Annotated in this window: 22 protein-coding genes; 13 read left to right on the top strand and 9 right to left on the bottom strand. The window is 57.1% G+C overall.

Annotation, left to right across the window (positions count from 1 at the left end; translation table 11 throughout):
* Positions 1-179: 179 nt before the first annotated feature.
* The 3 genes from Q0650_RS18850 to Q0650_RS12565 all read left to right on the top strand — a co-directional run bounded on the left by Q0650_RS18850 (position 180) and on the right by Q0650_RS12565 (position 3,514).
* On the top strand, positions 180-1,760 hold the full coding sequence (locus Q0650_RS18850; RefSeq protein ID WP_333691783.1) for an ATP-binding protein: 1,581 nt from the start codon (positions 180-182) through the stop codon (positions 1,758-1,760).
* The gene (locus Q0650_RS12570) at positions 1,757-2,455 is read left to right on the top strand and encodes a response regulator transcription factor (RefSeq protein ID WP_298819462.1); all 699 of its coding nucleotides are present in this window, start codon (positions 1,757-1,759) and stop codon (positions 2,453-2,455) included. The genes Q0650_RS18850 and Q0650_RS12570 overlap by 4 nt, the downstream gene beginning before the upstream one ends.
* A 486-nt stretch (positions 2,456-2,941) precedes the next feature.
* Positions 2,942-3,514 (top strand): hypothetical protein, encoded by a 573-nt coding sequence (locus Q0650_RS12565; RefSeq protein WP_298819460.1) that lies wholly within the window; start codon positions 2,942-2,944, stop codon positions 3,512-3,514.
* A gap of 236 nt (positions 3,515-3,750) precedes the next feature.
* Here Q0650_RS12565 and Q0650_RS12560 read toward each other — a convergent pair whose 3' ends face one another.
* From Q0650_RS12560 to Q0650_RS12545, 4 genes are all read right to left on the bottom strand, one after another.
* Entirely contained in the window at positions 3,751-4,830 is a 1,080-nt protein-coding gene (locus Q0650_RS12560) for a DICT sensory domain-containing protein (RefSeq protein WP_298819459.1), read from the bottom strand.
* A 176-nt stretch (positions 4,831-5,006) separates the two neighbouring features.
* Complete coding sequence (locus Q0650_RS12555; protein WP_298819458.1) at positions 5,007-6,275, bottom strand: glycosyltransferase family 4 protein; 1,269 nt, start codon at positions 6,273-6,275, stop codon at positions 5,007-5,009.
* A 254-nt stretch (positions 6,276-6,529) separates the two neighbouring features.
* Positions 6,530-7,882 (bottom strand): tetratricopeptide repeat protein, encoded by a 1,353-nt coding sequence (locus Q0650_RS12550; RefSeq protein ID WP_298819457.1) that lies wholly within the window; start codon positions 7,880-7,882, stop codon positions 6,530-6,532.
* Positions 7,883-7,936: 54 nt separating this feature from the next.
* Positions 7,937-8,959 carry a molybdopterin-binding protein gene (locus Q0650_RS12545; RefSeq protein WP_298819456.1) on the bottom strand — a complete coding sequence of 341 codons (1,023 nt, stop codon included), beginning with the start codon at positions 8,957-8,959 and terminating at the stop codon, positions 7,937-7,939.
* 111 nt (positions 8,960-9,070) lie between these two features.
* Here Q0650_RS12545 and Q0650_RS12540 point away from each other — a divergent pair, with 111 nt between their 5' ends.
* The gene (locus Q0650_RS12540; RefSeq protein ID WP_298819455.1) at positions 9,071-9,856 is read left to right on the top strand and encodes a hypothetical protein; all 786 of its coding nucleotides are present in this window, start codon (positions 9,071-9,073) and stop codon (positions 9,854-9,856) included.
* Between the two features lie 44 nt (positions 9,857-9,900).
* Here the strand turns inward: Q0650_RS12540 and Q0650_RS12535 are convergent, their stop codons facing one another.
* The gene (locus Q0650_RS12535; RefSeq protein WP_298819454.1) at positions 9,901-10,293 is read right to left on the bottom strand and encodes a hypothetical protein; all 393 of its coding nucleotides are present in this window, start codon (positions 10,291-10,293) and stop codon (positions 9,901-9,903) included.
* 132 nt (positions 10,294-10,425) lie between these two features.
* Between Q0650_RS12535 and Q0650_RS12530 the strand changes: the two genes are divergently transcribed.
* Complete coding sequence (locus Q0650_RS12530) at positions 10,426-11,616, top strand: methionine aminotransferase (RefSeq protein ID WP_298819453.1); 1,191 nt, start codon at positions 10,426-10,428, stop codon at positions 11,614-11,616.
* Positions 11,617-11,747: 131 nt separating this feature from the next.
* A complete protein-coding gene (locus tag Q0650_RS12525) occupies positions 11,748-13,259 on the top strand; it encodes a carboxypeptidase M32 (RefSeq protein ID WP_298819452.1) in 1,512 nt (503 codons plus the stop codon).
* A gap of 118 nt (positions 13,260-13,377) precedes the next feature.
* Here the strand turns inward: Q0650_RS12525 and Q0650_RS12520 are convergent, their stop codons facing one another.
* The 3 genes from Q0650_RS12520 to Q0650_RS12510 all read right to left on the bottom strand — a co-directional run bounded on the left by Q0650_RS12520 (position 13,378) and on the right by Q0650_RS12510 (position 16,157).
* Positions 13,378-14,442, bottom strand: a complete 1,065-nt coding sequence (locus Q0650_RS12520) for a hypothetical protein (RefSeq protein WP_298819451.1) — start codon at positions 14,440-14,442, stop codon at positions 13,378-13,380.
* Positions 14,443-14,506: 64 nt separating this feature from the next.
* Positions 14,507-15,754: a glycosyl hydrolase family 18 protein gene (locus Q0650_RS12515; protein WP_298819450.1), complete on the bottom strand. Its 1,248-nt coding sequence runs from the start codon at positions 15,752-15,754 to the stop codon at positions 14,507-14,509.
* A gap of 37 nt (positions 15,755-15,791) precedes the next feature.
* Positions 15,792-16,157: a metallopeptidase family protein gene (locus tag Q0650_RS12510; protein ID WP_298819449.1), complete on the bottom strand. Its 366-nt coding sequence runs from the start codon at positions 16,155-16,157 to the stop codon at positions 15,792-15,794.
* Between the two features lie 216 nt (positions 16,158-16,373).
* Here Q0650_RS12510 and Q0650_RS12505 point away from each other — a divergent pair, with 216 nt between their 5' ends.
* From Q0650_RS12505 to Q0650_RS12475, 7 genes are all read left to right on the top strand, one after another.
* A complete protein-coding gene (locus Q0650_RS12505) occupies positions 16,374-17,438 on the top strand; it encodes a M42 family metallopeptidase (RefSeq protein ID WP_298819448.1) in 1,065 nt (354 codons plus the stop codon).
* Between the two features lie 120 nt (positions 17,439-17,558).
* Entirely contained in the window at positions 17,559-18,842 is a 1,284-nt protein-coding gene (locus Q0650_RS12500) for a Glu/Leu/Phe/Val dehydrogenase (protein ID WP_333691772.1), read from the top strand.
* A gap of 42 nt (positions 18,843-18,884) precedes the next feature.
* On the top strand, positions 18,885-19,103 hold the full coding sequence (locus Q0650_RS12495; RefSeq protein ID WP_298819444.1) for a YtxH domain-containing protein: 219 nt from the start codon (positions 18,885-18,887) through the stop codon (positions 19,101-19,103).
* A 165-nt stretch (positions 19,104-19,268) separates the two neighbouring features.
* The gene (locus Q0650_RS12490; protein ID WP_298819443.1) at positions 19,269-19,976 is read left to right on the top strand and encodes a zinc metallopeptidase; all 708 of its coding nucleotides are present in this window, start codon (positions 19,269-19,271) and stop codon (positions 19,974-19,976) included.
* Between the two features lie 3 nt (positions 19,977-19,979).
* Positions 19,980-20,120 (top strand): hypothetical protein, encoded by a 141-nt coding sequence (locus Q0650_RS12485; RefSeq protein ID WP_298819441.1) that lies wholly within the window; start codon positions 19,980-19,982, stop codon positions 20,118-20,120.
* Positions 20,121-20,334: 214 nt separating this feature from the next.
* Positions 20,335-20,961, top strand: a complete 627-nt coding sequence (gene udk, locus Q0650_RS12480; protein ID WP_298819508.1) for a uridine kinase — start codon at positions 20,335-20,337, stop codon at positions 20,959-20,961.
* 196 nt (positions 20,962-21,157) lie between these two features.
* Positions 21,158-22,069: a DUF2156 domain-containing protein gene (locus tag Q0650_RS12475; RefSeq protein ID WP_298819439.1), complete on the top strand. Its 912-nt coding sequence runs from the start codon at positions 21,158-21,160 to the stop codon at positions 22,067-22,069.
* Here Q0650_RS12475 and Q0650_RS12470 read toward each other — a convergent pair.
* Entirely contained in the window at positions 22,008-22,574 is a 567-nt protein-coding gene (locus Q0650_RS12470; RefSeq protein ID WP_298819438.1) for a dual specificity protein phosphatase, read from the bottom strand. The two genes, Q0650_RS12475 and Q0650_RS12470, sit on opposite strands and share 62 nt — an antisense overlap.
* Positions 22,575-22,610: the final 36 nt, after the last annotated feature.

Raw genomic sequence — 22,610 nt, 5'->3', positions numbered from 1 at the left:
GGGTCAAACAACCCGTTCGGCCCCGTATCTTCAACGGATGGACACCGCCATTCCCGGTTGAAGCGGCGCCGCCACAACCGGCGCCGCGACCGGATCGGTTCACGCGCCTCACCGCCGCCACGCGCGCGATCAGCAATATCTTCGATCCAGATCACGCGCCGCAGGTAATTGTAGAACACATGGGTCATTTGCTCGACGCCACCGCCGTCGCGCTGGTTGAAGGAACGCCGGTTGAGCGCCCATATACCCACTTCTGGGCAGTAGCAGACGCTAACGGTCAACGGGCGCTGAGCATCTTGCGCGCGGCTATCACCGAACCGGCCATCTTAGCCTGGCGATCGTGCCAGAGTCCGTTCATCACTACATCATTTCATCAGACAACCCTGGTAGGGTTTCCTCTGACCGACATCGGCAGCGTCATTCTGATGGTTCGCCTCCCGGAAACTCCCTGGACATCAATCGACCAGCAGTGTGGCGCAACCCTGGCGGCCCACAGCGCGGCAATGTTGCGGCATGCCCGCATGTACACCGATTTGCAGGCCTACGCCGCTCAGACCGAGGTGCTCAACACCCTGGCGCTCTTCCTGGGTGGATTGCTCGATCCGGCGCGACAACTCGATATGGTGTTGCAACGCATTCTTGCCCTCACCCACCTCGACGCTGGTCTCATCATGCTGAAAGACGAACCACAGGATACCGTTATCAGTGTGCCGGCACTGGCCATCGAACCGGCGCAAGTGACGGCAATGGTCGAAATGGTCATTGCCACCGGCCAACCGGTCTGGCTTTGCCGTCAACACGCCACAACCACCGAGACATTGCCGCGCGCGCTGGCCGGTTTTTGCGATCTGGTCATGTTACCGCTAGCGCTGCACGCTACCAACGCCGGCGCGCTCTTAATTGGCAGTCGCGCTCACCGTCACATCAGCGGGGAAGATTTGACCCTCTTGCTCACGATTGCGCAACAACTGGGTCTGACGCTGAGCAATGCGCGACTGCGTCGGGTGGCGAATGAGAATGAAGCTTTGCGGCAAGCCAATCATCTGAAAAGCGCGTTTCTCGCCAGCGTCTCGCACGATCTGCGCTCGCCGCTAACCGCAATTCGAGCCTCAGTCGAAGACCTCCTGGAACGCCAGCATGCCGTCTCGGCCAGCGAACATCGCGCCCTGCTCAGCAACATTGCGCGCGAAACAGCGCGCCTGAGCCGCTTCGTCGATCAATTACTCGATCTCTCGCGCATCGAGGCGGGATCACTGCCCATCGACCGCGAATGGATTGAGCTGAAAACCCTGATCGAGGATGTGGTGAGCAATTTCCGCCAGCACTGGCCAGACTGCCGGATTGAAACGCTGGTCTCGCCGACGCTGCCGCTGTTATATCTCGATCCAATGCTGATCGGCCAGGTATTGTGGAATGTGCTGGAAAACGGCCAAAAGTACGGACCGCCTGACGGGCCGATCACGATTGAAGCCTTCTGCACCAACAGCCACCTGGTCATGAGCATCAGCGATCGCGGGCCGGGGATTCCATTGGCGGAACGGCGCCGGATCTTCGACCGTTTCTACCGGCTCGAACGCGACCGCCACGGTCGTCAGCGCGGCAGCGGACTGGGGTTGGCGATTTGTCATGGCATCATCACTGCTCATAATGGCACAATCTGGGTTGATGAACGACCGGGAGGCGGAAGCATATTCCGAATTGCGATACCACTTACCCACGAGCGAACAGGTGGGTGGTTACCGGAGGAAGCGTTCGTATGAGCCAGCGTATTCTGGTTGTGGATGATGATCCGGGCATTGTCGCCGCGATCTCGCCAGCTTTGCGCGCGCAGGGATATGACGTTGCCATCGCCAGTGATGGCGAGGCTGCATTGCACCTGTTCCAGCAGTATGCGCCTGACCTGATTTTACTCGATCTGGTGATGCCGGCTCTGAACGGCATCGCCGTCTGCCAGCAAATTCGACAGCATAGCGCCACCCCAATCATCGTAGTCAGCGTCAAAGGGGCCGAAGCCGACATTGTGACCGCGCTTGACAATGGTGCCGATGACTACCTGGTGAAACCATTCCGGCTGAGCGAATTACTGGCGCGTATCCGGGCGGTGCTGCGCCGGGGCCAGACCACACAGGCGCGCATCTATTGCGCCGATCTGGTCATTGACACCAACCGCCGGGTGGTGCTGCGCGAAGGAAAGCTGGTCAATCTGACCCCAATCGAGTATGCGGTACTGGCCGAACTGGTGGCACATCGTGATGGCGTTGTCACTGCGCGCCAGATCGTGCAACGTGTCTGGGGGCCGCAATACCTTGACTCAACCGATTATGTCAAAGGCGTGATTCGGCGACTGCGCACAAAGTTAGAGCCCGACCCATCGCATCCGCGCTATATCATTACTGAGCCGTATGTTGGCTACCGATTCAATGACTCCGCCACAATTCAAGAATCGGCGGAATGAATGAGAAACCGTGAAAGAGCTGTGTCCAACAACGAATAAACGACAGAAATTGTGTCGAATACAATGTTTGCGAACAAAAAGCGAACTTTCAACATTTTAGCATCTACTGTTTTATACATTATTAAACAAAGGCTATCGATTTCTGCCGTTTCATGCACTCTCCACAGGCTAAAATTAAATCCCTCCCCTAAAAACACCTTGCGGTCATAGCTCAGGCATGCTAGAATAGCGAGTAAAATCCAATTCTCTAAAAATTACTAAATGCATATACGATTAGCTACTTCACCAGAGCAGAGGCAACGACGATGAAGACATCGAAACGGGCGCGGCGCATCCTGGCAAGAACTGCGCTTAAAGCGAACGTCAACAGCGCCACAGCAGGGGAGAAAGCGACAGTGAATCGGGCAGCAAACGTCAACAGCGGGCTAACATCCGACGATTCATCTCTCAGAAAACCTTGAGACAAACCTCGAAATTGTTGATTTTTTGCTGGCAGAATATGAGCAAATCAATGAAGACATCCGAACTATCAGGGCTGAAGGCTTAAACCGGCTCAATTTCTTTATCACAATAACTTCTGCAATTTTGGGAGCGCTCATTGTCTTCAGTGAAAGCAGTGTCGCTTCTGCGCTAACGGTTCAACTCGTCAGCATTGGCGCGTTGTCGTTTCTAACACTATTGGGCCTGAGCACCTTCCAGTTCACCATCAAGCGCGACAAGAATGTCGATTACAATCTGCGCGCCCTGGCTCGCATACGGCGCTACTTTGTTAGCAAACATCCATACATAAGAAAACATATATCATTGTCGCTGCGTGATGGGCCGACGCCGTTTGTAACCAAAAACGAGTCTGGCATCAGAGGGTTAGCGCAATCCATCATCTGCACGATCCATGCCCTCAATGTCGGCCTGATCACCTATCTTTACGTTGCAAATGCGGGGTGGTCTATTGGCGCAGGAGTGATTACTTTCCTGGTCACCTGGATGTTTTTGGAAATGCGCGCAAGGGCGAAGTACAGAGAAATAGAGGAAGAAGCGAAGAAATATCAACAATTTTAATTTTTCAGAGACTGCTTTTCAGAGACTACCAATCTGAGCAGGACAAGCAACAGATAACGTGGTAAATATCTCAAATTGTATTACATGCTTTTGCTATAGATTGGGTGTGTCCTAAACCAGCGACTTCAAAGATTGACAATATCTCACCTTTCTCAAACTGTTCCTGACCAGATCAATGCCGCAGAAAAGCAAATTTCCTAAACCGTTCACTCCATCTCGCGTTCCGCGCAGCGCGCCTATTTCTGCTCAAGCGGACGCAACTCGTAACCCATCCAGCGCCAGGCAGCTTCAATACCTTCACGCAGAGTATTGCGCGTGATGACCTGCCCGAGATCGATGCCGAGGTTGATCATCGTTTGCGCAACTGAAGCGCGAATGCCGGTGATGATAACCTGCGCACCGAGCAAACGCGCCGCGCGAATCGCCTGAAGCAGATAGTTTGCCACTGCTGTATCGACAACTGCCACCCCCGTAATATCGATAATGGCAACGTCGGCAGTGTGTTCGGCAATCCCGGTTAGCAGATGTTCCATAATTTGCTGCGCCCGCCGTGAGTCGATGCTACCGATCAGTGGCAAGAGGATGACCCCGGTCAACAGCGGCACTACCGGCGCGCCGAGGCGCGCTAGCTCGTCTTCTAACGACTGCTGTCGCTCGTTGAGTTCGCGCAGCTCGCTGACAAGTTGCCGTTGCTGATCGTAGCGACGCTGCATATGATTCACAACCGCGCAGACAATTTGTGAAAAGTACGGCCCATGCGGCGTTCGTGGCGGAAACTGGATGCGAGCGGCAGTCAGTTCGGCGGCGCGATCGGGCCGGTGCCGCATGACAACCGGAATCAAGACATCGAGCGCCTTTTCCACCGCTTCCGGTTGAAAGGTAAGCAGTGTTTCGAAACGACGATCAGCCTCGCGATCAACCGGTTCTTGCTGATCCAACCCGCAGAGAATGGCGCAAAACCATTCGGTCAAGACCAGCACAAACCATTCTTGCCGCAATGGATTGCCAGCCTCCAGGTTTACCGCAATGTGCCTTTCGTCGGGAAATGACGGCTGACCGCCGGCAAAGATGCAAATAGCGCTGGCAATCTGCGCCATTTCCAGGTAGCGTTGCGTCTCTTCGCGCCAGTGACTGCTCTCCTGGAAACCGGTGAAGATGACACTGGGTAAGCGATTGTTGATGATACAGTCTTCGAGGGTATGGCTTAAATCGACCAGCGTCGCCTTGCTGGCCATGAAGGGGGGATTGTCAGACGCCAGGAGATTGCGCATTAACTGGAAGAGAGAAGGTACCGGCGTCCCCGTCACATCGCTCATTGCATTCCCTGAGAAGTGGGTAAAAGCAAGTTTCGCAGACAATCACCAGGATATAACGCATAGTCAGTATTGTAACACGCTGATCGGCCATATATCAAGAAAAGCATTCGAGCGTTGATGGAATAAACATCGGCAACACGGTATGCCAGAATAGAACCGGCATAACAGCAATTTACTCAACTGGAGGGCAAGGTCGTAGCTGCAAGAAGTTCGCGGTAGAGGTCGAGCGTTTGCTGGGCCACAACCGGCCAATCAAAAGTCGCGCGCGCGATCCGCTCGCCCTCCGCTCCCCAACCCGACCACTGATCACGCGCAGCAAACGCAGCGCGCAGTTGCGCAGTGAGATCGTCAACATCACCCGGTTGCGCCAGCAACCCGTTGCGCCCGGGAAACACCTTATCGGGAATGCCGCCAATCGCGCTGGCTACCACCGGTCGGCGATGGATCATCGCTTCAAGCGTTACCAGAGAGCTGCCTTCGTACCGCGTTGGATGGACAAAGAGATCGATCTCTTCGTAGAGACTGTGCAGCTCTTCGTCACTTAAACGACCCACGAAGAGCGCATGCTCGCCCAATCCGGCATCGCGGGCTTGCTGCTCAAGCGCCGCGCGGGCCGAACCGCTGCCGACCAGCAACCAGCGCCAGTTGGCCGGCAACTCGTCACGCAAGCGCGCAAGGGCTGCGATCAAGATGTCGAAACCCTTGTTTGGCTCTAACCGGCCTACACTGAGCAAGATCGGCCCACCTCTGGTCAGGCCAAGCCGAAACCGCAGCGCCGTCCGCAAATCGCTCCGCACCTGTGACAAACATTCGTCCACATCAATCGCCGAGGGAATGACCACAACCCTGGCCGGATCAACGCCAAGATAGCGGGGGAGATCATCTTTGGTGCAGGCATCGGTTGCAATGACCCGGTCTGCCTGGCGATGGCCATAGGCGTAAAGCTGGCGAAATGGGGCATATGCCAGCCACTTGCGCCGGTCAGGGGTGCGGAATTCTTCCATCCCATGCGGATTGGCTATGAAGGGAATCACGCGCAAACGCGCGTCACGTTGGCGGGCAAGAGCGTATCCGAAGGCGCACAACCCCTGAGTATGCACAATATCAAAGTCGCCGTTGAGCGCGCGCTGCACCGCCTGCCGCCCAATCCGCCAGCTATAGATCGGAAAGTTGATCTGGCGTCCGATCACGCCATTTGGCGGCAAAAACGGTGAGGTATAGTCGTAACGCAACGTCTCAATAGCGCGTGGACGAAGATCACGTTGTTCCGCATTCGCCGGCGGGGTTTGTACATAGAGTGTCACTTCCACTCCCAATCGAGTCAGGTACTTGGTGAGATGATAGACGTGACGCTCGATCCCGCCGTAGCCATGCAAGGGGAAGACGGCGCGCGCCAGCATCGCCACCCGTATCGGGCGCGAGTAATCTGAATAATTGATGGTCATTGCCGCGCGATCCTCCCTCGCTGAAGATGATCAGGCGCAAGCGATGATACCACAAAATAGAGCCAGAGTAGCGAGGAGATGGCCTGACTCATGCGCCAACTCACCACTTTCAAGTTGAAAGTGGGTGAGCAGGAACCATACGGGTCTGTGTGACACCGGTTGATGTACCGGCAATTCCAGGACACTGTGCGGCAGCATAGAAGACACTATTGACTGACCGGCGCGCTTGCGCGCCGATCATGACTCGCCCATAGTCACATCTGACGAAAGAGCGAACCACGCTGCGCCCAGGCCCAGGCATTGTTGGGATCGATCTCAACTGCGCGGGTCAGGTCGATAAATGCCTCTTCGTAGATTTTGAGCGCCTGATAGGTAGCGCCGCGCCGGCTGAGGATCCACGAGTCGTCAGGACTGAGCTCGAGCGCCCGGTTGAAATCTTCGATGGCCTCGTTATAGCGCCGCAGCAGGCGGAGTGTTTCGCCACGCTCGGCCAGCATCCAGACCACATCGGGCTTGAGCGCAAGCGCGCGATTGAAATCGGCTAACGCCTCTTCATAGCGGCTCAGCACTCGATAGACCTGCCCGCGACTACCCAACACCCACGCATGATCCGGTTGCAACTCGAGCGCGCGATTGAAGTCAGCTAATGCTTCGTTGTAACGACGGCGCAACCGCCAGAGTTCGCCGCGCTCTGCGAGCGCGCTCACGTGATTGGGATCTAGTTCAAGCACGCGGCTAAAATCAGCCAGCGCTTCATCGGTTCGGTCAGCGTTGCGATGCAAGAGACCGCGCTGCATGTAGACCCACGTATAATCGGGATCGAGTTCGAGCGCCCGGTTGAAATCGGCCAATGCTGCCTCAACGTCACCGATAGCGCGGAACGTGGCGCCGCGGCTGCCAAAAGCCCAGGCATATTCGGGATCAAGTTCAATCGCGCGCGACAAGTCGGCGAGGGCGCCATCATAATCATCGGCGAGGCGACGCGCCTCGCCACGCTCGGCGTAGAGCCATGGCATATTATTTTGCAAAGCAATGGCAGCGTCGAAATCGGCAATCGCTGCCGGATAGTCCTGCATTTCACGATAGGTAATGCCGCGATGTCCCCGCGCCCAGACATAATCGGGATCGATGGCCAGCGCATGACTGAATGCCTCAATCGCCTCGGGATAGCGCCGGAGCGCGCGCAGGGTCTCGCCACGTTCGGCATGCACCCACGCCAGCGTGGGGTTGAACTCTAATGCGGCATCGAAATCGGACAGCGCTTCGTGATGGCGTCGCAGCGCGCGCCACACCTGCCCGCGACTGCCAAGCGCCCAGGGATATTCGGGTCGTAGCGTGATTGCGCGCGAGAAAGCGGCCAACGCCTCTTCGTAACGGCGTAGCATGCGCAATGTCTCACCACGCTCGGCGTGATAGGCAGCGTCTTCCGGTTCCAGTTCGCAAGCGCGGGTCAAATCAGCCAGAGCTTCCTCCATTCGCCCCAATTCACGCAATACCTGACCACGCTGAAAGTAAGCCCACGCATAGGCTTCATCAATCGCAATTGCTCGATTGAAATCGGCCAGCGCCGCCTCGCGCCGGTCGTGGTATAGACTTTCAAGATTCATTGCCGCCTTCCCCCTTCAGTATCATGTCTTGTGCCAATCGTTCTTATTCTTCTTTCAAGCCCGGTTATCTCGATGGCTCCTCGCTTCCTGTCGCACTGCACCGAGCAATCCCCCCAGTCCAAGCGCGGCAATTTCCCGTCGCCCCAACCGTTCACCAGCCATCAGACGCGGAAGAATCAGGTCAACAATGTTTTGGTCGCGCGATCGCACACAGCCAGGCGCGCCGATGACCGGTATATCTCCATCTGCGCCGGGCAAGTATGCAAGTAACAACAGATTCCCCGGCTCCACCGGCGCGCCGTAATGAGCGATTTCACCGCCAAGTCTCCGCACAGCGCGCGGAATGACATCGTCACGATCAACGACCGAGGTTTCGCCAGCAGCAATGATCAGATCGGCCCCTGACTCGATCAGCTCTACCAGGCCGGCAGCAACTTCGGCTTCGTCGGGCAATACTTCGCGCTGCGCCACCATAGTTGCGCCTAGATCGGCGATCCGTCCGCTGATAGCGGGTAACATCACGCGCGCAACTCGCGCTCGCCCAGCCAGGCTGCTGACCAACGCCACGCCGATCCGCTGCCGCGTTAACATTGTGACCCGCATAACTCCGCCGGAGCTAGTCGTTGCGGCCTGCGATAGATCGGCTGCCGGGACTGCAAACGGAATAATCTTGATCGTTGCCAGCATTTGACCGGCAGTAACCAGGGTGTAAGAAGGCAGAGTGGCGACGGTCAGCCCATCAATTAAATTGATCGACAACAATCCCTCAGCGTCAATCAAAAGCAGGCCATCAACAGTAGCGCGCAGATTGACCCTACCGGCATGCGGCTCGCCGATTGCCACCCCCGGACCGGCCACGATTTGCGCTAAACGCACTGCCGCTTCGTCTTCGTGGACATCATCCGGCGCCAGCACGGCCACTCGCACCGCCGCGATGCCTAGCTCGGCTAACCGCGCCAGATCTTCAGTCTGTAATCGCCGACCTTTGCTAAAGGCTTTACGTCCCTGCGCATCGGCCAGATTGTGGCAGAGAATATGCCCAACCGCCGCTACCGGCGGTAAGGTTTCGATCCGCATACCAGCATGCCTATCACTACCCTTCAGTTCGGCTGTCACTGTAAAGTATGGTACCATGCTGATAGGAAAAGTGGCTAGTCAATTGATAAAATGATGATTCATACTTCAACCATGCCCCGTGAAAGAGGTCTGGGTTACGCCTTTGCCGGAGGGCTGGCAATCACCCTGTTTGCTGCCCTGGTCGGCGCGATCTTCATTTACTGGTTTACCACTGTCCAACGCGGGCCAACGCCGGCGGAATTGTTGCCGGCTGATGTCCAGCTATACGCCAGTCTCGCGCCTACGCTGAGCGATGTGCCTGAGCAGCCGCGGATCGAACGAGCCTTAAACGAAATCTTTGGTTTGCCATTGCCAGCCGATGCAGCGACGAATGTGGCCTCATTGCTGGGGGTGAAGCTCGACAGCGATGTGATTACCTGGATCGGCAGCAACATTGCGGTAGTGGTGCGCGATTTCACGCCTGTGACCAGCGATGTCGCCGCTGACCTGATCACAAACGGCGAAGTGATGGTCTTCCTCGCCTCGCGCAACGATCCTCAGGCCCGCATGTTTCTGGAAAAGCATCTTGCCGTTCGTCGCAATCGCGGCGAGACCTTCACCGAACAACGAGTGGGAGAGACGACTATCTTTGTCAGCGACACCACCGGCCCGTTGCGCGCCGTGAGCCTGATTGAGCATCATATCGTCTTTTCTAACCGTCCAGAAGCGCTGATCGACCTGGCCGGTGGCCCAGATCGTCCTGATCGGCTGGCCGGAGTGACGGCATTTCAAGATTTCCAGGAGACAATCGCCACTGTGCAGTCGGGAGCAATTTACACCGATGGATCACCCACTGCCGAAGCGGCGCGAGCGGCAGTGAGAGTCTGGCTGGCTCGCCTGTTGGGGTCGCTACCGTAGAAACAGAGCAGGCGTTACCGGATCGATAACGCCTGCCGCCTGAGCTATTCGTTGTCGCGCTCGACGATCTGGACTTTGTTGCTTGCCGGTGGCGTTGTGGGGCGGCGATTCCAGTTTAACACCTGCCCAATTAATGCCCACATGCGCTGCTCAACAACCGCTTCACGCCCGATCATTAACAGGCTGATGCCACCAAGGACTAAAATGCCCGGCCAGACCAGATTGAACAGCGAGAGCAATGCCAGCCCTACCCCCCACAGCAACGCCTGCACTGCCTCGGCGGTGCGACCAAGGTCGCGCTGGCGGCGGTAGATGGCAATACCGCCACCGACCAGCAACGCAATCGGAACCAGCCACCATAACTTGAAGAGCGCAACGATACCGAGCGCGATGAGCAAGAAACCGATCAAACGAGCCTGATCGTGTTGGAATGACATTGATTGCCTCCTCAGGTGCGATAGACGTGCCACATTTACTGCCGGTATGACGCCGTGACCAGCGCCAAAGTTGCAGCAGTCTGTGGTACCATAACAAAAGCCGGTTCTTCAGCCAGACATTAGAGGTTCGCGATGACCACACCACACAGCGCCGAGCGCGTTCGTCACTTTGGCACCACCATCTTTGCCGAAATTAGCGCCCTCGCCGTGCAGTGCGGCGCAGTCAATCTGGGTCAGGGATTCCCTGATTTCGCCGGACCGGAGTGGGTCAAGCAGGCTGCCGCTGAAGCTATTGCCGCTGACGCTAACCAGTATGCGCCTTACATTGGCGTTCCCCGTTTGCGCGAAGCAATCGCGGCCACCTGGCAGGCGCAAGGCTGGCGAACAATTGATCCACAGCGTGAAGTCACTGTGACCAGTGGCGCAACCGAAGCGCTCTTCGGCGCCGTGCAGGCATTGGTTGATCCCGGCGATGAGGTGATCCTGTTCGAGCCGTTCTACGATGCCTATCTGCCCGATGTGACTATGGCCGGCGGCGTTCCTCGCTTTGTGCGTCTCCATCCGCCGACAGCCAATCACGCCGGCTGGTGGTTCGATCCGGCAGAATTGCAGGCAGCCTTCTCGCCACGCACTCGCCTGCTGATACTGAACACGCCGCACAACCCAACCGGAAAGGTCTTTCGCCGCGCCGAACTGGAACAGATTGCCGATCTCTGTCAAACCTATGACGTGATCGTCGTTGCTGATGAGGTCTACGATCAGCTTGTGTTTGCCGGCGCTGAGCATATTCCTATCGCGACGTTGCCCGGCATGTGGGAACGCGCGCTGACAATCAATAGCATTGGGAAGACCTTTAGCCTGACCGGTTGGAAGATCGGGTATGCAGTCGGTCCGGCCCACCTGAATGATGCCCTGCGCGCTGCCCACCAGTGGATCACCTTCGCTACCGCCACACCGTTGCAGTTTGCCGCTGCTGCGGCGCTCGAAGGCGCGCTTCACAACGGGTATTACCGGCAATTTCGCGCCGAGTACACGGCGCGTTATCGGCTCTTAGAAGAGATTCTGTCTAGCGTTGGTTTGCCGGTGTTACCGACTGAAGGCAGCTATTTCCTGATGGCCGACATTACCGCTACCGGCTTTCGCGACGATGTTGCGTTCTGCCGTTATCTCACCCGGGAAGTCGGCGTGGCGGCAATTCCACCCTCAGTTTTTTACGCTCGCCGGCATGATCTGCCACTATTGGCCCGATTTTGCTTTGCCAAACGCGACGAAACTCTGCGCGCTGCCGAACAGCGGTTGCTCGCCTGGCGGCAGCGGAGCTAAACCGGTATCATCGCGAGTACATCGCGACGCGCGTAGTGATGTGACCTCAGGCTCATCAACGTTTAGGCTAAACTGACAGCAATAGCATCCACACAGAAGTGGTTTGCGCAGAGAGAAAGTGAGTGACAATAATGGAAACCCGTCTCCAGGAACTTCGCGCCCGGCTGCAAGAGATTGACGATCTGAACAGCGCCGCAGCCGTGCTTAACTGGGATCAGAGCACCTATATGCCTCCCGGCGGCGCAGCAGCGCGCGCTCGCCAACTGGCAACACTCTCGCGGCTCGCCCATGCCCGCAGCACCGATCCCGAACTGGGTCGCCTGCTGAAAGAGCTATTGCCCTACGCTGAACAGCTACCCTACGAGCACCCGGACGCTGCGCTGATCCGGGTTGCGCATCGCGATTACGAACGAATGACTCGCATTCCGGTTGAGCTGGCCGGCGAGATTGCTGCGCATACGGCAGCCAGTTATCACGCCTGGACGCAGGCCCGTCCGGCGAATGATTTTGCGACGATGCTGCCCTATCTTGAACGCACGCTGGAGTTGAGTCGCCGGGTAGCCGACTGCTTTCCCGGTTACGAACATCCCGCCGATCCGTTGATCGACTTCAGCGACTATGGCATGCGCGCAGCGAAGATTCGCGATCTCTTTGCCCGCCTGCGCGCCGGCCTGACCCCTATCATTCGCGCCATCGTCGCCCAACCGCCGATTGATGACTCATGCCTGCGCAAATATTACCCGCGCCAGGATCAGCTTGCGTTTGGCGAGTCGATCATCCGCCGCTTCGGCTACGACTTCGAGCGCGGTCGCCAGGATCTGACCCATCATCCGTTTGCCACCAAATTCTCGGTAGGTGATGTGCGGATCACCACCCGGATCAACGAACACGATCTGGCAGATGGTCTCTTCAGCACCCTGCACGAGTCGGGGCATGCCATGTACGAGCAGGGGGTAGATCCCGCCTTTGAGGGCACCCCACTCTGTGGCGGCGTCTCTGCCGGCGTACATGAAAGTCAATCCCGCTTGTGGGAAAATCTGATCGGTCGCTCATTGCCTTTCTGGGAACGCTTTTACCCGGAATTGCAAGAGACCTTTCCGCAACAATTGGGGAAAGTATCGCTTGATGAATTCTACCGCGCCATCAACCGTGTGCAACCCTCATTGATTCGCACCGACGCCGATGAAGTAACTTACAATCTTCACGTGATGATCCGGTTTGATCTGGAGCTGGCCTTGCTTGAAGGTAGTCTCCAGTTGCGCGAACTGCCTGAAGCGTGGAATGCCCGCTACGCCGAGGATCTGGGGGTCACCGTGCCGGACTATCGCGACGGTGTGTTGCAAGATGTCCACTGGTTTGGCGGCCTGATCGGCGGCGCATTTCAGGGATATACCCTGGGCAACATTCTCAGCGCGCAATTTCTGGCCGCAGCGCGCGCTGCGCATCCCGTTATCGATGATGAGATCCGCGAAGGAGAATTTGCCACGTTGCACGGTTGGTTGCGCGAACACATTTATCGCCATGGCAGCGTATTTACGCCAAACGAACTGATCGAGCGGGCGGCTGGCGGGCCGTTACAGATCGAACCATACCTCACCTATCTGCGCCAAAAGTATTCGGCTATCTATGGAGTAGCGCTGTAGACTGAGTGGCACAGCAACGAGGGAGGGGATTGGGCCGCGTCTGTGGGACTTGTGCCACATAGACGCGGTTCATTTCACCAAGTGCCGCGCCTTCGCGCACGGTAGTTGTACAGGGTGTTTAACGAATGGTATACGCACTTATCAGGCTCATCTCTCCCAGAAGCTGACGTTGAACCTGAAAGCTGGTCTGCGCGCGCTCGATAAAAGCGCGCGCTTCCTGAAAACGAAGCGCAGCGCGATTGGCATGGGCAACATCATAGGTGCTATAAAAGTCGAGAATTGCGTCAAGGCCGGCCAGTTCCAGTTCGAGACCCTGCCGATAATCTTCATGAGCCGGCAACAGCACACCCGGCGCGCGCAGTTCGCCAAGGTTAGCCAGAGCCTGCGCTACGTTCGCGCGCAGCCGTTGCGTAGCCGCAACATGATTAATCGAAGCGCCGCCAGGCTGACTGGTCTCTTGACGATACGTAGCTGTTGCCGCGCGCAAATCAGCACGGATCGCATCGATAGCGGTGAGATACGAGACGGTGAGACTCTCGACAACGGCCAGTGGCTCAGCTTCGAGTGCCGGAACAGGCGTTGGGGTAGCCAACAGAGTCACCAATGGTTCGACGAGCAGCTCTTGCGTTTGCGCCGTGGTCAGCGCAGCCAGCGCCTGCTCGCGCGCCGCGCTCACACTCTGATGCAAGAACAACGCGACGGTCAACAACACAATCGGCAAGAACCAGAGCACTACCCGCGCGCGCGACGTTTCCTGCCGCTGCCAGCGCCAGCGAAACCACCAGTCATGGGCCGGCGTTGCCCCCGCTACGGTAGTGTTCGCAGGTGTTGATGGTGTTTCGGCAACCGATTCTGCGACCGGCTGCTCGAGGTTGGCAACCGGTTGCGCTGCCACCGCACCCTGCCGCTCGAGCATAGCCAGTCCGCGACGAGCATGCGGATTATTGGGATTGATCCGCAACACGGCCTGCAAACAAAACATGCGCTGGGCCGGATCATCCACTACACCGCTTAACCACAACCAGGCGCGTTCATCACGGGGATCAAGCTTCAACGCGCGGGCCAGCAGGCCTGCCGCCACGCGACGTTGGCCACCGCGCGCTGCGGCAATGCCGCGTTCGACCAGATCGCGCGCTTCAGTTGGATTAGCCTGCACTCCGCGTTCGCTTGCAGTGGTCGTCATAATATCAGCTCAGCGACACTCTGGATCGAGTTGTTGACACCGACACATCGCCGCGCGTCACCCCTCAATGTTCCGGTAACAATGCATTCAACGCCCGTTGAATCAACGTCGAATCCTGCACTAAATTGGCCCGCACCGTCTGCCAGTATTCAGGTCGCTCATACCCTAATTGCCAGATCGCAATCCCGGCCAGATCGAGCTTCTGCACGGTTGCAATCTTGTCGGCCAGACCGGTATCGGTCATAAACCAGACCGTGCGCGTGCCGGCGCTGGTGCGATAGGTAAACGTGCTCTCACCGACCCGACCACGAGCATTGCGCTCGATAAAACTCACTGTTGGCTGGTACTCGTTGATAATCTCTTCGATAATTCGCCATGGGCGCGCGGTGGCGTTACCTTCAGGAGGCCAATCGTAACCGTAAAAATGAACACCGATCAAGACTTTCGCCGGATCAACCACCTCGCGGGCATAACCGGCTACCGCTTCGATCCAGTAGGCCGGCGCAACCGGCCCTGGCCCCGATCCACGCCAGTGGTAATCGTAGGTCATGATACGCAATTGATCCACATGGGTCCCGATGGCTCGCCAGTCTTGAAACGCACCCAACCCGCCATCATCGCGATCTTTAGCATGCACAGCAACCGTAAGCAACTTATTGTGCGCGCGCAGCGCAGCGGACAGCTCGATGATAAAGGCGGTAAAATCATCACGCACCGACGGCGCTAACGATTCGTAGTCAATGTCGATACCATCGTATCCGCGAGCCAAAACCTCATCTACAATATTTTGAATGTGACGCGCGCGCAACTGGGGGTTCGTTAACACCGGCACAACAGCGCCTGGATTGCCCACATTGTGAATAGAAGGAATGATACGAACATTGTTATCGTGGGCAATGCGCACCAACTCATCATCGCGTCGTCCGTAAAGCCGGCCACTGGCATCAGTCGTGTACCAGAATGGACTGATGTCATCGATAATGTCAACATTGGCGAAAAACGACTCGCGAGCTTCACCCTCGAAGACTGGCGGCAACCAAACTGCGATATAGCGTCCACTCTTCGGATGATAGCCCACCAACTCTGTCGGTGGCGGCGCTACGGTTGGCGCCGGAGTAGGCGGAACCGGAGTAGGCAATATCAACAAGGGCGCCGCAGTGGCGGTAGGCGCTGCGACTGTAGCGGTTGCAGGAACCCTGGTGGTGAGTGAGATCAATGCACTCGACATCTGAAGTGTCTGCCAGAGTAGCAGGGCAGCTACAGCCAGCGCCCCGATATAGATGACTCCGGTGATGATCGCACTAATCCGCACGCGCTCCCTCACTCAACAAACAGTCGCGATTGAACCGCTAATAGGCATTCAAATCGCGCAACCGTTCATCGCTAATGCCGAAATGGTGGGCAATCTCGTGCAATACGGTGCGGCGCACCTGCTCGCGCAGCGCCGTCGTAGTGCGAAAATCGCGTTCGAGCGGCTCCTGGAAGATGGTGATAGTCGCCGGGGAGACTATATCACCACTATGCTGCTCGGTGATCGGGATGCCCTCGTATAGCCCGTAAATGGTCTGCCACGGTCGCAAGCCAAGCGCGCGGCGCTGTTCTCGACTGGGGCGCGGCGCAATCAGCACCTCAACCGTCTCGAGATAACGGGCAAAGGCAGGGGGCAGACTTTCAAGCACTTCAGCAACCAGATCGGCAAATTCCGGCTTTTTCATCTTTGTTATGCTTGCGTACCGCATAATGTCTGCTTCATTATAAGGGGCAGATTTGAACGGCGTCAAGCATTTTATCCGACAGAATACGGTCAAAAGCGCATATTATTCTGATCGAAGCTTTCCAAAACAGACAACATCTGTCTTGGGATATACTAAAATACGGAGTGCCAGAGGCGACACCGCTGTCGCACTGATACAAGGTAAGGATCAAGAATCATGCACGATGATCAAATTGCGTTTCTGAAACGTCTGCTGGCTGCGCCGGGACCATCAGGCGACGAAGATCAGGCGGCGCGGGTTTGGCGCGCCGAGGCGCGCGCGTTTGCCGACCAGGTCTATAGCGACGTGCTCGGCAACAGTTTTGCCGTGCTGGAAGGTAGCGGCCCTCGCATTTTGCTTGCCGGCCACATTGACGAAATCGGGCTGATGATCAGTCACATCGATGACAATGGCTTTCTCTTCTTCAGCCCAATTGGCGGCTGGGACGCGCAGGTATTGATCGGGCAACGGGTGCGTCTGCTTGGGCGACATGGCGAAGTCATTGGGGTGATCGGCAAAAAGCCCATCCATCTGCTCAAACCCGACGAGCGCAACCAGGTGACCAAAATCGAACAAATGTGGATCGACATTGGCGTGTCGAGTCGCGCCGAAGCCGTCGAGCTGGTTCAGGTCGGCGATGTGGGTGTAATCGACGCTCCCGTCTATGAATTGCGCGGCCACCGGATCGTCAGCCGTTCGATTGACAATCGCATCGGCGCATTCACCGTGCTAGAGGCATTGCGCTTGCTTAGTCAGCATCGACCAAACGCCTGTGTTGCGGCAGTGGCTACAACCCAGGAAGAGATTACCTTTGGCGGAGCTACAACCGCTGCCTTCAGTTTCGATCCGCAGGTAGCGATTGTGGTTGATGTCACCTTCGCGACTGATCACCCTGATTCCGATCAGCGCCAGTGGAATACAGTGAAACTTGGCGGTGGCCCGGTGCTCTCACGCGGTTCGGCTAATAGCGGGCGCGTCTTCCGCCGCCTGGTCGAACTGGCTGAACGCGAGGCGATTCCTTACAGTGTGCAGATTTCTCCACGCTATACCGGCACCGATGCTGACGCCATTCACCACGCGCGCGGAGGCGTGGCCAGCGCGGTGATTTCGATCCCCAATCGCTATATGCATTCACCGAATGAAATGATCGAATTGAGCGATGTGGATCACGCTATCCGGTTAATCGCCGCATTTGTGCATTCGGTGGTGAGTGTCAATGAATTCATTCCAGTTGATGACTAATTTCATTCCATTTCAACATGATCAGCCGCTGTGGCGTGGTACAATACCGTATGTCGCGCCGCCGTTGTCGCGACCGGCCAGCGCTGGCCGTCTCCACTCATCGTTGAGGGGTAAAGCGTTATGGTTATGACTGATGTAAAACGAACCGCCGCGCCCCTGGAGGGCGCAAACCTGCTGAGCACTGTTCAGCAACAGTTTGACGAAGCTGCCGATCTGCTCGATCTACCGGCAAATTTACGTCGCATTTTGCGCGTGCCCCAGCGTGAACTCACCGTCAATTTCCCCGTCAAACGTGATGATGGGCGCATTGAAGTCTTTCAGGGTTTTCGCGTTCAGCACAATCTGGCGCGTGGCCCAACGAAGGGCGGGATTCGCTATCACCCTGATGTGACCCTTGACGAAACACGGGCGCTGGCGATGCTGATGACCTGGAAGTGTGCCCTGGCCGGTTTGCCTTACGGTGGCGCCAAGGGAGCCGTGATTGTTGACCCGAAACAGCTTTCGGCTGGCGAGATTGAGCGCCTGACCCGGCGGTTTGCCACCGAGATTAGCGTTGTGATCGGTCCTGAGCGTGACATCCCTGCGCCCGACATCGGCACCAATCCGCAGGTGATGGCGTGGATCATGGATACGATTTCGATGCATCAAGGCTATACCGTACCGGCGGTCGTCACCGGCAAGCCAATCAACATTGGCGGCTCGGAAGGCCGACTCGAAGCTACCGGTCGCGGCTTGACCTACGTCTTGACCACTGCTGCGCAACATCTGAGCCTGAATCTGGCTGAGACACGATTGGCAATTCAGGGTTGCGGCAATGTTGGCTCAACGGTTGCGCGTGAAGCGGTAGCACTGGGGATGAAGGTGATCGCGCTGAGTGATAGTCAGGGTGGCGTTTACAATCCCCATGGGCTTGATGTGGAAGCAGTGCTGTCGCATAAAGCCCACACCGGCAGCGTGATCGGCGTCGCTAACGCCGATACGCTCCCTAACGAAGAACTCCTCGAACTTGAGTGTGATGTGCTGGTGCCGGCAGCTTTGAGCGGTGTGATCACCTCACGGAATGCCGACCGGATCAAAGCGCAGATAATTGCCGAAGCTGCCAATGGCCCTACTACGAAAGATGCCGATGCCATCCTGTACGATCGTGGCTGTCTCGTTATTCCTGATATTCTGGCTAACGCTGGCGGGGTGACTGTAAGCTACTTCGAATGGGTGCAGGGCCTGCAAGAATTCTTCTGGAGCGAACGAGAAGTTAATGCCCAATTGCGCCGGGTGATGACCAACGCCTTCCAGCAGGTGTTGCGCGTCTCAGCCGAGCGGCAGGTTGACCTGCGGACGGCAGCCTATATGCTGGCGGTGCAGCGGGTGGCTGAAGCGGTGACGACCCGCGGAATTTATCCGTAAACACTGACTGACCGCAATCAGAATGTTGACCAGGATCGGGCTATGGATGAACTCGACACAATGATCGACAGTCTCATTCCCCGTCGCACTGGCGGTCGGCGTTTCATCGCCGGCTTCCTCATCGGTCTGGCCGGCGGCGCCATAGTCGCGGCCCTGTTCAGCCCACGCAGTGGCCCGGCCTTGCGCGCGCTGGTAGCCGAACGCGGGCAGGTCTGGCTTGGGCAATTCCGGCAAACGCTGACCGGCGAGCAGCGATTGTAAGGCCGGGGCTGTTATTGTCCTGATCTGGGGCGACGCAAGAGTCGCCCCAGATTTTTTGCAAAACTCAAATACTTCGTCAATAGTTCACTGAGGTCTGAGAGTGGTATACTGAACGCAGCAGCGGTTTCAATCCGCATCTCATCTTAAAGCTTGAGGGAGGCGTCTATGCCATTCTTCTTCGATCCAACGTACCTGATCTTTGCTGTGCCAGCAATGCTCTTCGCGCTCTGGGCCCAGTTTCAGGTCCAGTCGGCATTCAATAAATGGTCACAGGTTGCCAATATGCGGCGGCTCAACGGCTTTGATGTCGCCCGCATCCTGATTCGGAATGAAGGTCTTGACCATGTTGGGATCGAGACGATCCCCGGTATGTTGACCGACCACTACGATCCATCCAGCAAGGTCATCCGCCTGTCAGAGGGATCGGTGCAACCGTCGGTGGCAGCGATGGCTATTGTGGCCCACGAGCTGGGTCATGCCGCCCAGGACAAAGAAGGGTATGCCTGGCTGCGGGTGCGGTCGGGCATTGTTGGCTTCGCCAATATTGGTTCGCAGCTCGGCACCTGGCTCTTCTTCATCGGTATGCTGCTTAGCGCCACCGGTGGTCGCAGCTTCGGTTTCCAGTTGGCCGTCATTGGTGTCATCCTGTTCAGTGCGGCAGTGGCATTTACCCTGGTGACGCTGCCGGTTGAGTTTAATGCCAGCGCTCGCGCCCGCGAGATGTTGCAACGCGCCGGACTGGTGACCGTGCAGGAAGCCGCCGGCGTGAATGCGGTGCTAAACGCCGCCGCCCTGACCTACGTGGCCGCAGCAGCGCAGGCGATTGCGCAGTTGCTCTACTTTGTGACGATTTTGATGCGACGGAGGGAATAACGCATGACTGATGAAGAGTTGCGCCGCAAGCTGGTACACGGTTTGATTAGTCTGGTGTTGAGCCTGGCGGCAGCGTGGCTGGCGACCTACCTCACCAATAAAATTCTTGGTGAGCCATCAAAGCCAGAGTCGCAGACAGTCTGATAGACGACATTGTCGCTACGCCGATCAGACTGAAACAGGTAAGCTATCGCCACCGCGGCTGGTAGCGTCGAAAGTCGAATGACGTATGAAGCATAAAGGGTTGCGCTGAATTACGGTACTCCATACCCGTCTGACGCGCAACAACAGAGAGTGCAAGTCGTCAAGAGGCGCGCCTGTGGCGCGCCTCCGTTTGTGAGAGAGTAGCGCGCTTATGATGAACATCTCGCCGATTATTATTGGCGTCGCCGGTGGTAGCGCCAGCGGTAAAACCAGCGTAGCCCAGGCGATACTACAACGGGTTGGCGCCGACCGGATCGCTCACATCGACCATGATCGCTACTACAAAGACCTCAGCCATCTGCCGTTTGAAGAGCGAACCAGATTCAACTTTGATCACCCCGACGCATTAGACAACGACCTGCTGGTCGCCCATCTCGACGCACTGTGCGCTGGTCAAGCCGTGGATCTACCGGTGTACGATTACGCCACCTATGCGCGCCTGCCGCAAACTGAACGGGTTGAGCCGCGCCCGGTGATTCTGGTCGAAGGCATTTTGATCTTCTACGAACCGGTGTTGCGCCGCCGGATGCAGATTAAGCTGTTTGTTGACGCCGATCCCGATTTGCGCTTTATCCGCCGGCTACGCCGCGACATCGCTGAACGTGGACGTTCAGTTGAGTCGGTGATCGAACAATATCTCACCACGGTGCGCCCAATGCATCTTGAGTTTGTTGAACCGACCAAACGCTATGCCGACGTGATCTTCCCCGGCGGGGGGCGCAACCCTATCGCTATCGATATGGTGGTGGCCAGGATCGAGGCGGCTTTGCAGGGAGCCTGAGCAAGTAGGCAGCGCCATCAGACAGGCATACATCGCAACAACCTCAGATGTGCTTGACGAGGCACGCAATCGGGAGCAAACTACATACGATATCAATTGCGCGCCTTTTCGGTAAAACGATGTCTCTCCTGCAACCTATTTGACCGTCAATCTCGAGATGAGTCTCGGAGCGCGCCTCGACAGGTTGGAAACCGCTATGATGTTACCTGTTCCCGGTGATGACGAATTGCCTTTGAGCTGGACACGAGCCAATCTTGCGCGACCACGCATGCAGCAGGTCAGGCTACCGCTATCTGGTCTGACCTGGATAGCATATGCTACCCTGCCGCCAGGGTATGATCTACTTCAGGTGCATCGCGAGCAATCAGGCCATCGCCTGTTGTTGCGCGGATGCGCGGCAGGGGTCGCGCAACGGCTAGCGCGCGTCGGCTGGGAGACAATACGGGTTGGCATTGAAGGTATCATCGATCTCACTGGTGACGGGCTATGCCGTCGTTCAGTGCGGAAAATGGCGCGCGCCGCAGCCCGTTTCGGCAAGGTCAGCGAAATTCCCTGGAGTCCGACTGCTGTTACCCGGCTACGCCGACTGGCGAGCGAAGCCCGTTACGGTCAACGACCGCAGCTTCGCTACCTCTTTCGCACCACTTTTGAGCCTGAAACTCGTTTATTCGTCTACGCCGATCCAACCGATTGCTGGCAGGGAGCGCTGTTACTTACCCGACCATCGGCGACGACTGCTGTGACCGAATTGATGCTGCGCCGACCGCAAGCGCCGGCAGGGGTTATGGAAGCCTTGTTTGCTACAGCCGGCGCCCAGTTGCAGGCTGAAGGCTGCCAAACCCTCAGTCTCAATGAAGTACCGTTCCACCACCTTGACCAGGATCTTCGTCCACTTGAACGCTTGATCACGCTGGTTGGCCGCCGGATGGTTACCGTCTACAATGCTGAAGGTCTATATCGCTTCAAGGCTAAATTCGCCCCTTCGTGGCGGCCCGTCTACCTCTGCGCCCAATCGCGTCTACCATTACTGGCACTGGTCGATCTCTTTACGGTATCGGGGTGTCTGGAACTGGCGGCAACCGGTTTTCAGCGCCGGCAGGCGGCATAGCGCGCTGCGTTTGGCGACGACGGCGCAAGAGCTGCTCATACTCGCGCAGGCGACCGATCTGGCGGCGATTCGGGCGAATGATTGGACGGGCAAGGCGCAAGGTGGTCAGCGCGGCCTGGTGTTCCAATCCATGCCGTGCCATCAAATACGCGGCAGCCATTAATGGCGCCCGCCCTACTCCGGCATGACAATGGACGAAAACTGGCAAGCCGTCACTGATAGCTTGCGCAATAAAATGCACTCCTTCATCAAGCTGCTCGATGGTGGGAGGGTGAAAATCCGGCACCAATAATCGTAAATTGCGCGCCGGCAGCGGCCCGTGGAACGTATCGGCCCGTTCGGCCTGTAACGAAAGGACGGCCCGCACCCCTAGCGTATAGATGATCGGCCATTGGCGGGGATGGAATTGACCACCCACGAAGAGCATCGGTGTGATAGCCGTGATATTGAGACCGAAAAATCGTTGCCACTGACTGGAAAGATAGCGATGCAACCGGCTTATCATAACCCTTCTCTGGTACAATACAGCTTCAGACTCTAA

This window comes from uncultured Chloroflexus sp., from assembly GCF_937129525.1.
Classification (GTDB): domain Bacteria; phylum Chloroflexota; class Chloroflexia; order Chloroflexales; family Chloroflexaceae; genus Chloroflexus.
Note: the sequence above shows the minus strand (reverse complement) of the source record. Positions and strands in the feature narration are given on the sequence as shown.

Bases quoted from the DNA above. Each gene is read 5' to 3' on its own strand.
- Q0650_RS18850 (WP_333691783.1), top strand. From the start codon at position 180: ATGGGTCATTTGCTCGACGCCACCGCCGTCGCGCTGGTTGAAGGAACG.
- Q0650_RS12570 (WP_298819462.1), top strand. From the start codon at position 1,757: ATGAGCCAGCGTATTCTGGTTGTGGATGATGATCCGGGCATTGTCGCC.
- Q0650_RS12560 (WP_298819459.1), bottom strand. From the start codon at position 4,830: ATGAGCGATGTGACGGGGACGCCGGTACCTTCTCTCTTCCAGTTAATG.
- Q0650_RS12555 (WP_298819458.1), bottom strand. From the start codon at position 6,275: ATGACCATCAATTATTCAGATTACTCGCGCCCGATACGGGTGGCGATG.
- Q0650_RS12550 (WP_298819457.1), bottom strand. From the start codon at position 7,882: ATGAATCTTGAAAGTCTATACCACGACCGGCGCGAGGCGGCGCTGGCC.
- Q0650_RS12545 (WP_298819456.1), bottom strand. From the start codon at position 8,959: ATGCGGATCGAAACCTTACCGCCGGTAGCGGCGGTTGGGCATATTCTC.
- Q0650_RS12540 (WP_298819455.1), top strand. From the start codon at position 9,071: ATGCCCCGTGAAAGAGGTCTGGGTTACGCCTTTGCCGGAGGGCTGGCA.
- Q0650_RS12535 (WP_298819454.1), bottom strand. From the start codon at position 10,293: ATGTCATTCCAACACGATCAGGCTCGTTTGATCGGTTTCTTGCTCATC.
- Q0650_RS12530 (WP_298819453.1), top strand. From the start codon at position 10,426: ATGACCACACCACACAGCGCCGAGCGCGTTCGTCACTTTGGCACCACC.
- Q0650_RS12525 (WP_298819452.1), top strand. From the start codon at position 11,748: ATGGAAACCCGTCTCCAGGAACTTCGCGCCCGGCTGCAAGAGATTGAC.
- Q0650_RS12520 (WP_298819451.1), bottom strand. From the start codon at position 14,442: ATGACGACCACTGCAAGCGAACGCGGAGTGCAGGCTAATCCAACTGAA.
- Q0650_RS12510 (WP_298819449.1), bottom strand. From the start codon at position 16,157: ATGAAAAAGCCGGAATTTGCCGATCTGGTTGCTGAAGTGCTTGAAAGT.
- Q0650_RS12505 (WP_298819448.1), top strand. From the start codon at position 16,374: ATGCACGATGATCAAATTGCGTTTCTGAAACGTCTGCTGGCTGCGCCG.
- Q0650_RS12500 (WP_333691772.1), top strand. From the start codon at position 17,559: ATGGTTATGACTGATGTAAAACGAACCGCCGCGCCCCTGGAGGGCGCA.
- Q0650_RS12495 (WP_298819444.1), top strand. From the start codon at position 18,885: ATGGATGAACTCGACACAATGATCGACAGTCTCATTCCCCGTCGCACT.
- Q0650_RS12490 (WP_298819443.1), top strand. From the start codon at position 19,269: ATGCCATTCTTCTTCGATCCAACGTACCTGATCTTTGCTGTGCCAGCA.
- Q0650_RS12485 (WP_298819441.1), top strand. From the start codon at position 19,980: ATGACTGATGAAGAGTTGCGCCGCAAGCTGGTACACGGTTTGATTAGT.
- udk (WP_298819508.1), top strand. From the start codon at position 20,335: ATGAACATCTCGCCGATTATTATTGGCGTCGCCGGTGGTAGCGCCAGC.
- Q0650_RS12475 (WP_298819439.1), top strand. From the start codon at position 21,158: ATGATGTTACCTGTTCCCGGTGATGACGAATTGCCTTTGAGCTGGACA.
- Q0650_RS12470 (WP_298819438.1), bottom strand. From the start codon at position 22,574: ATGATAAGCCGGTTGCATCGCTATCTTTCCAGTCAGTGGCAACGATTT.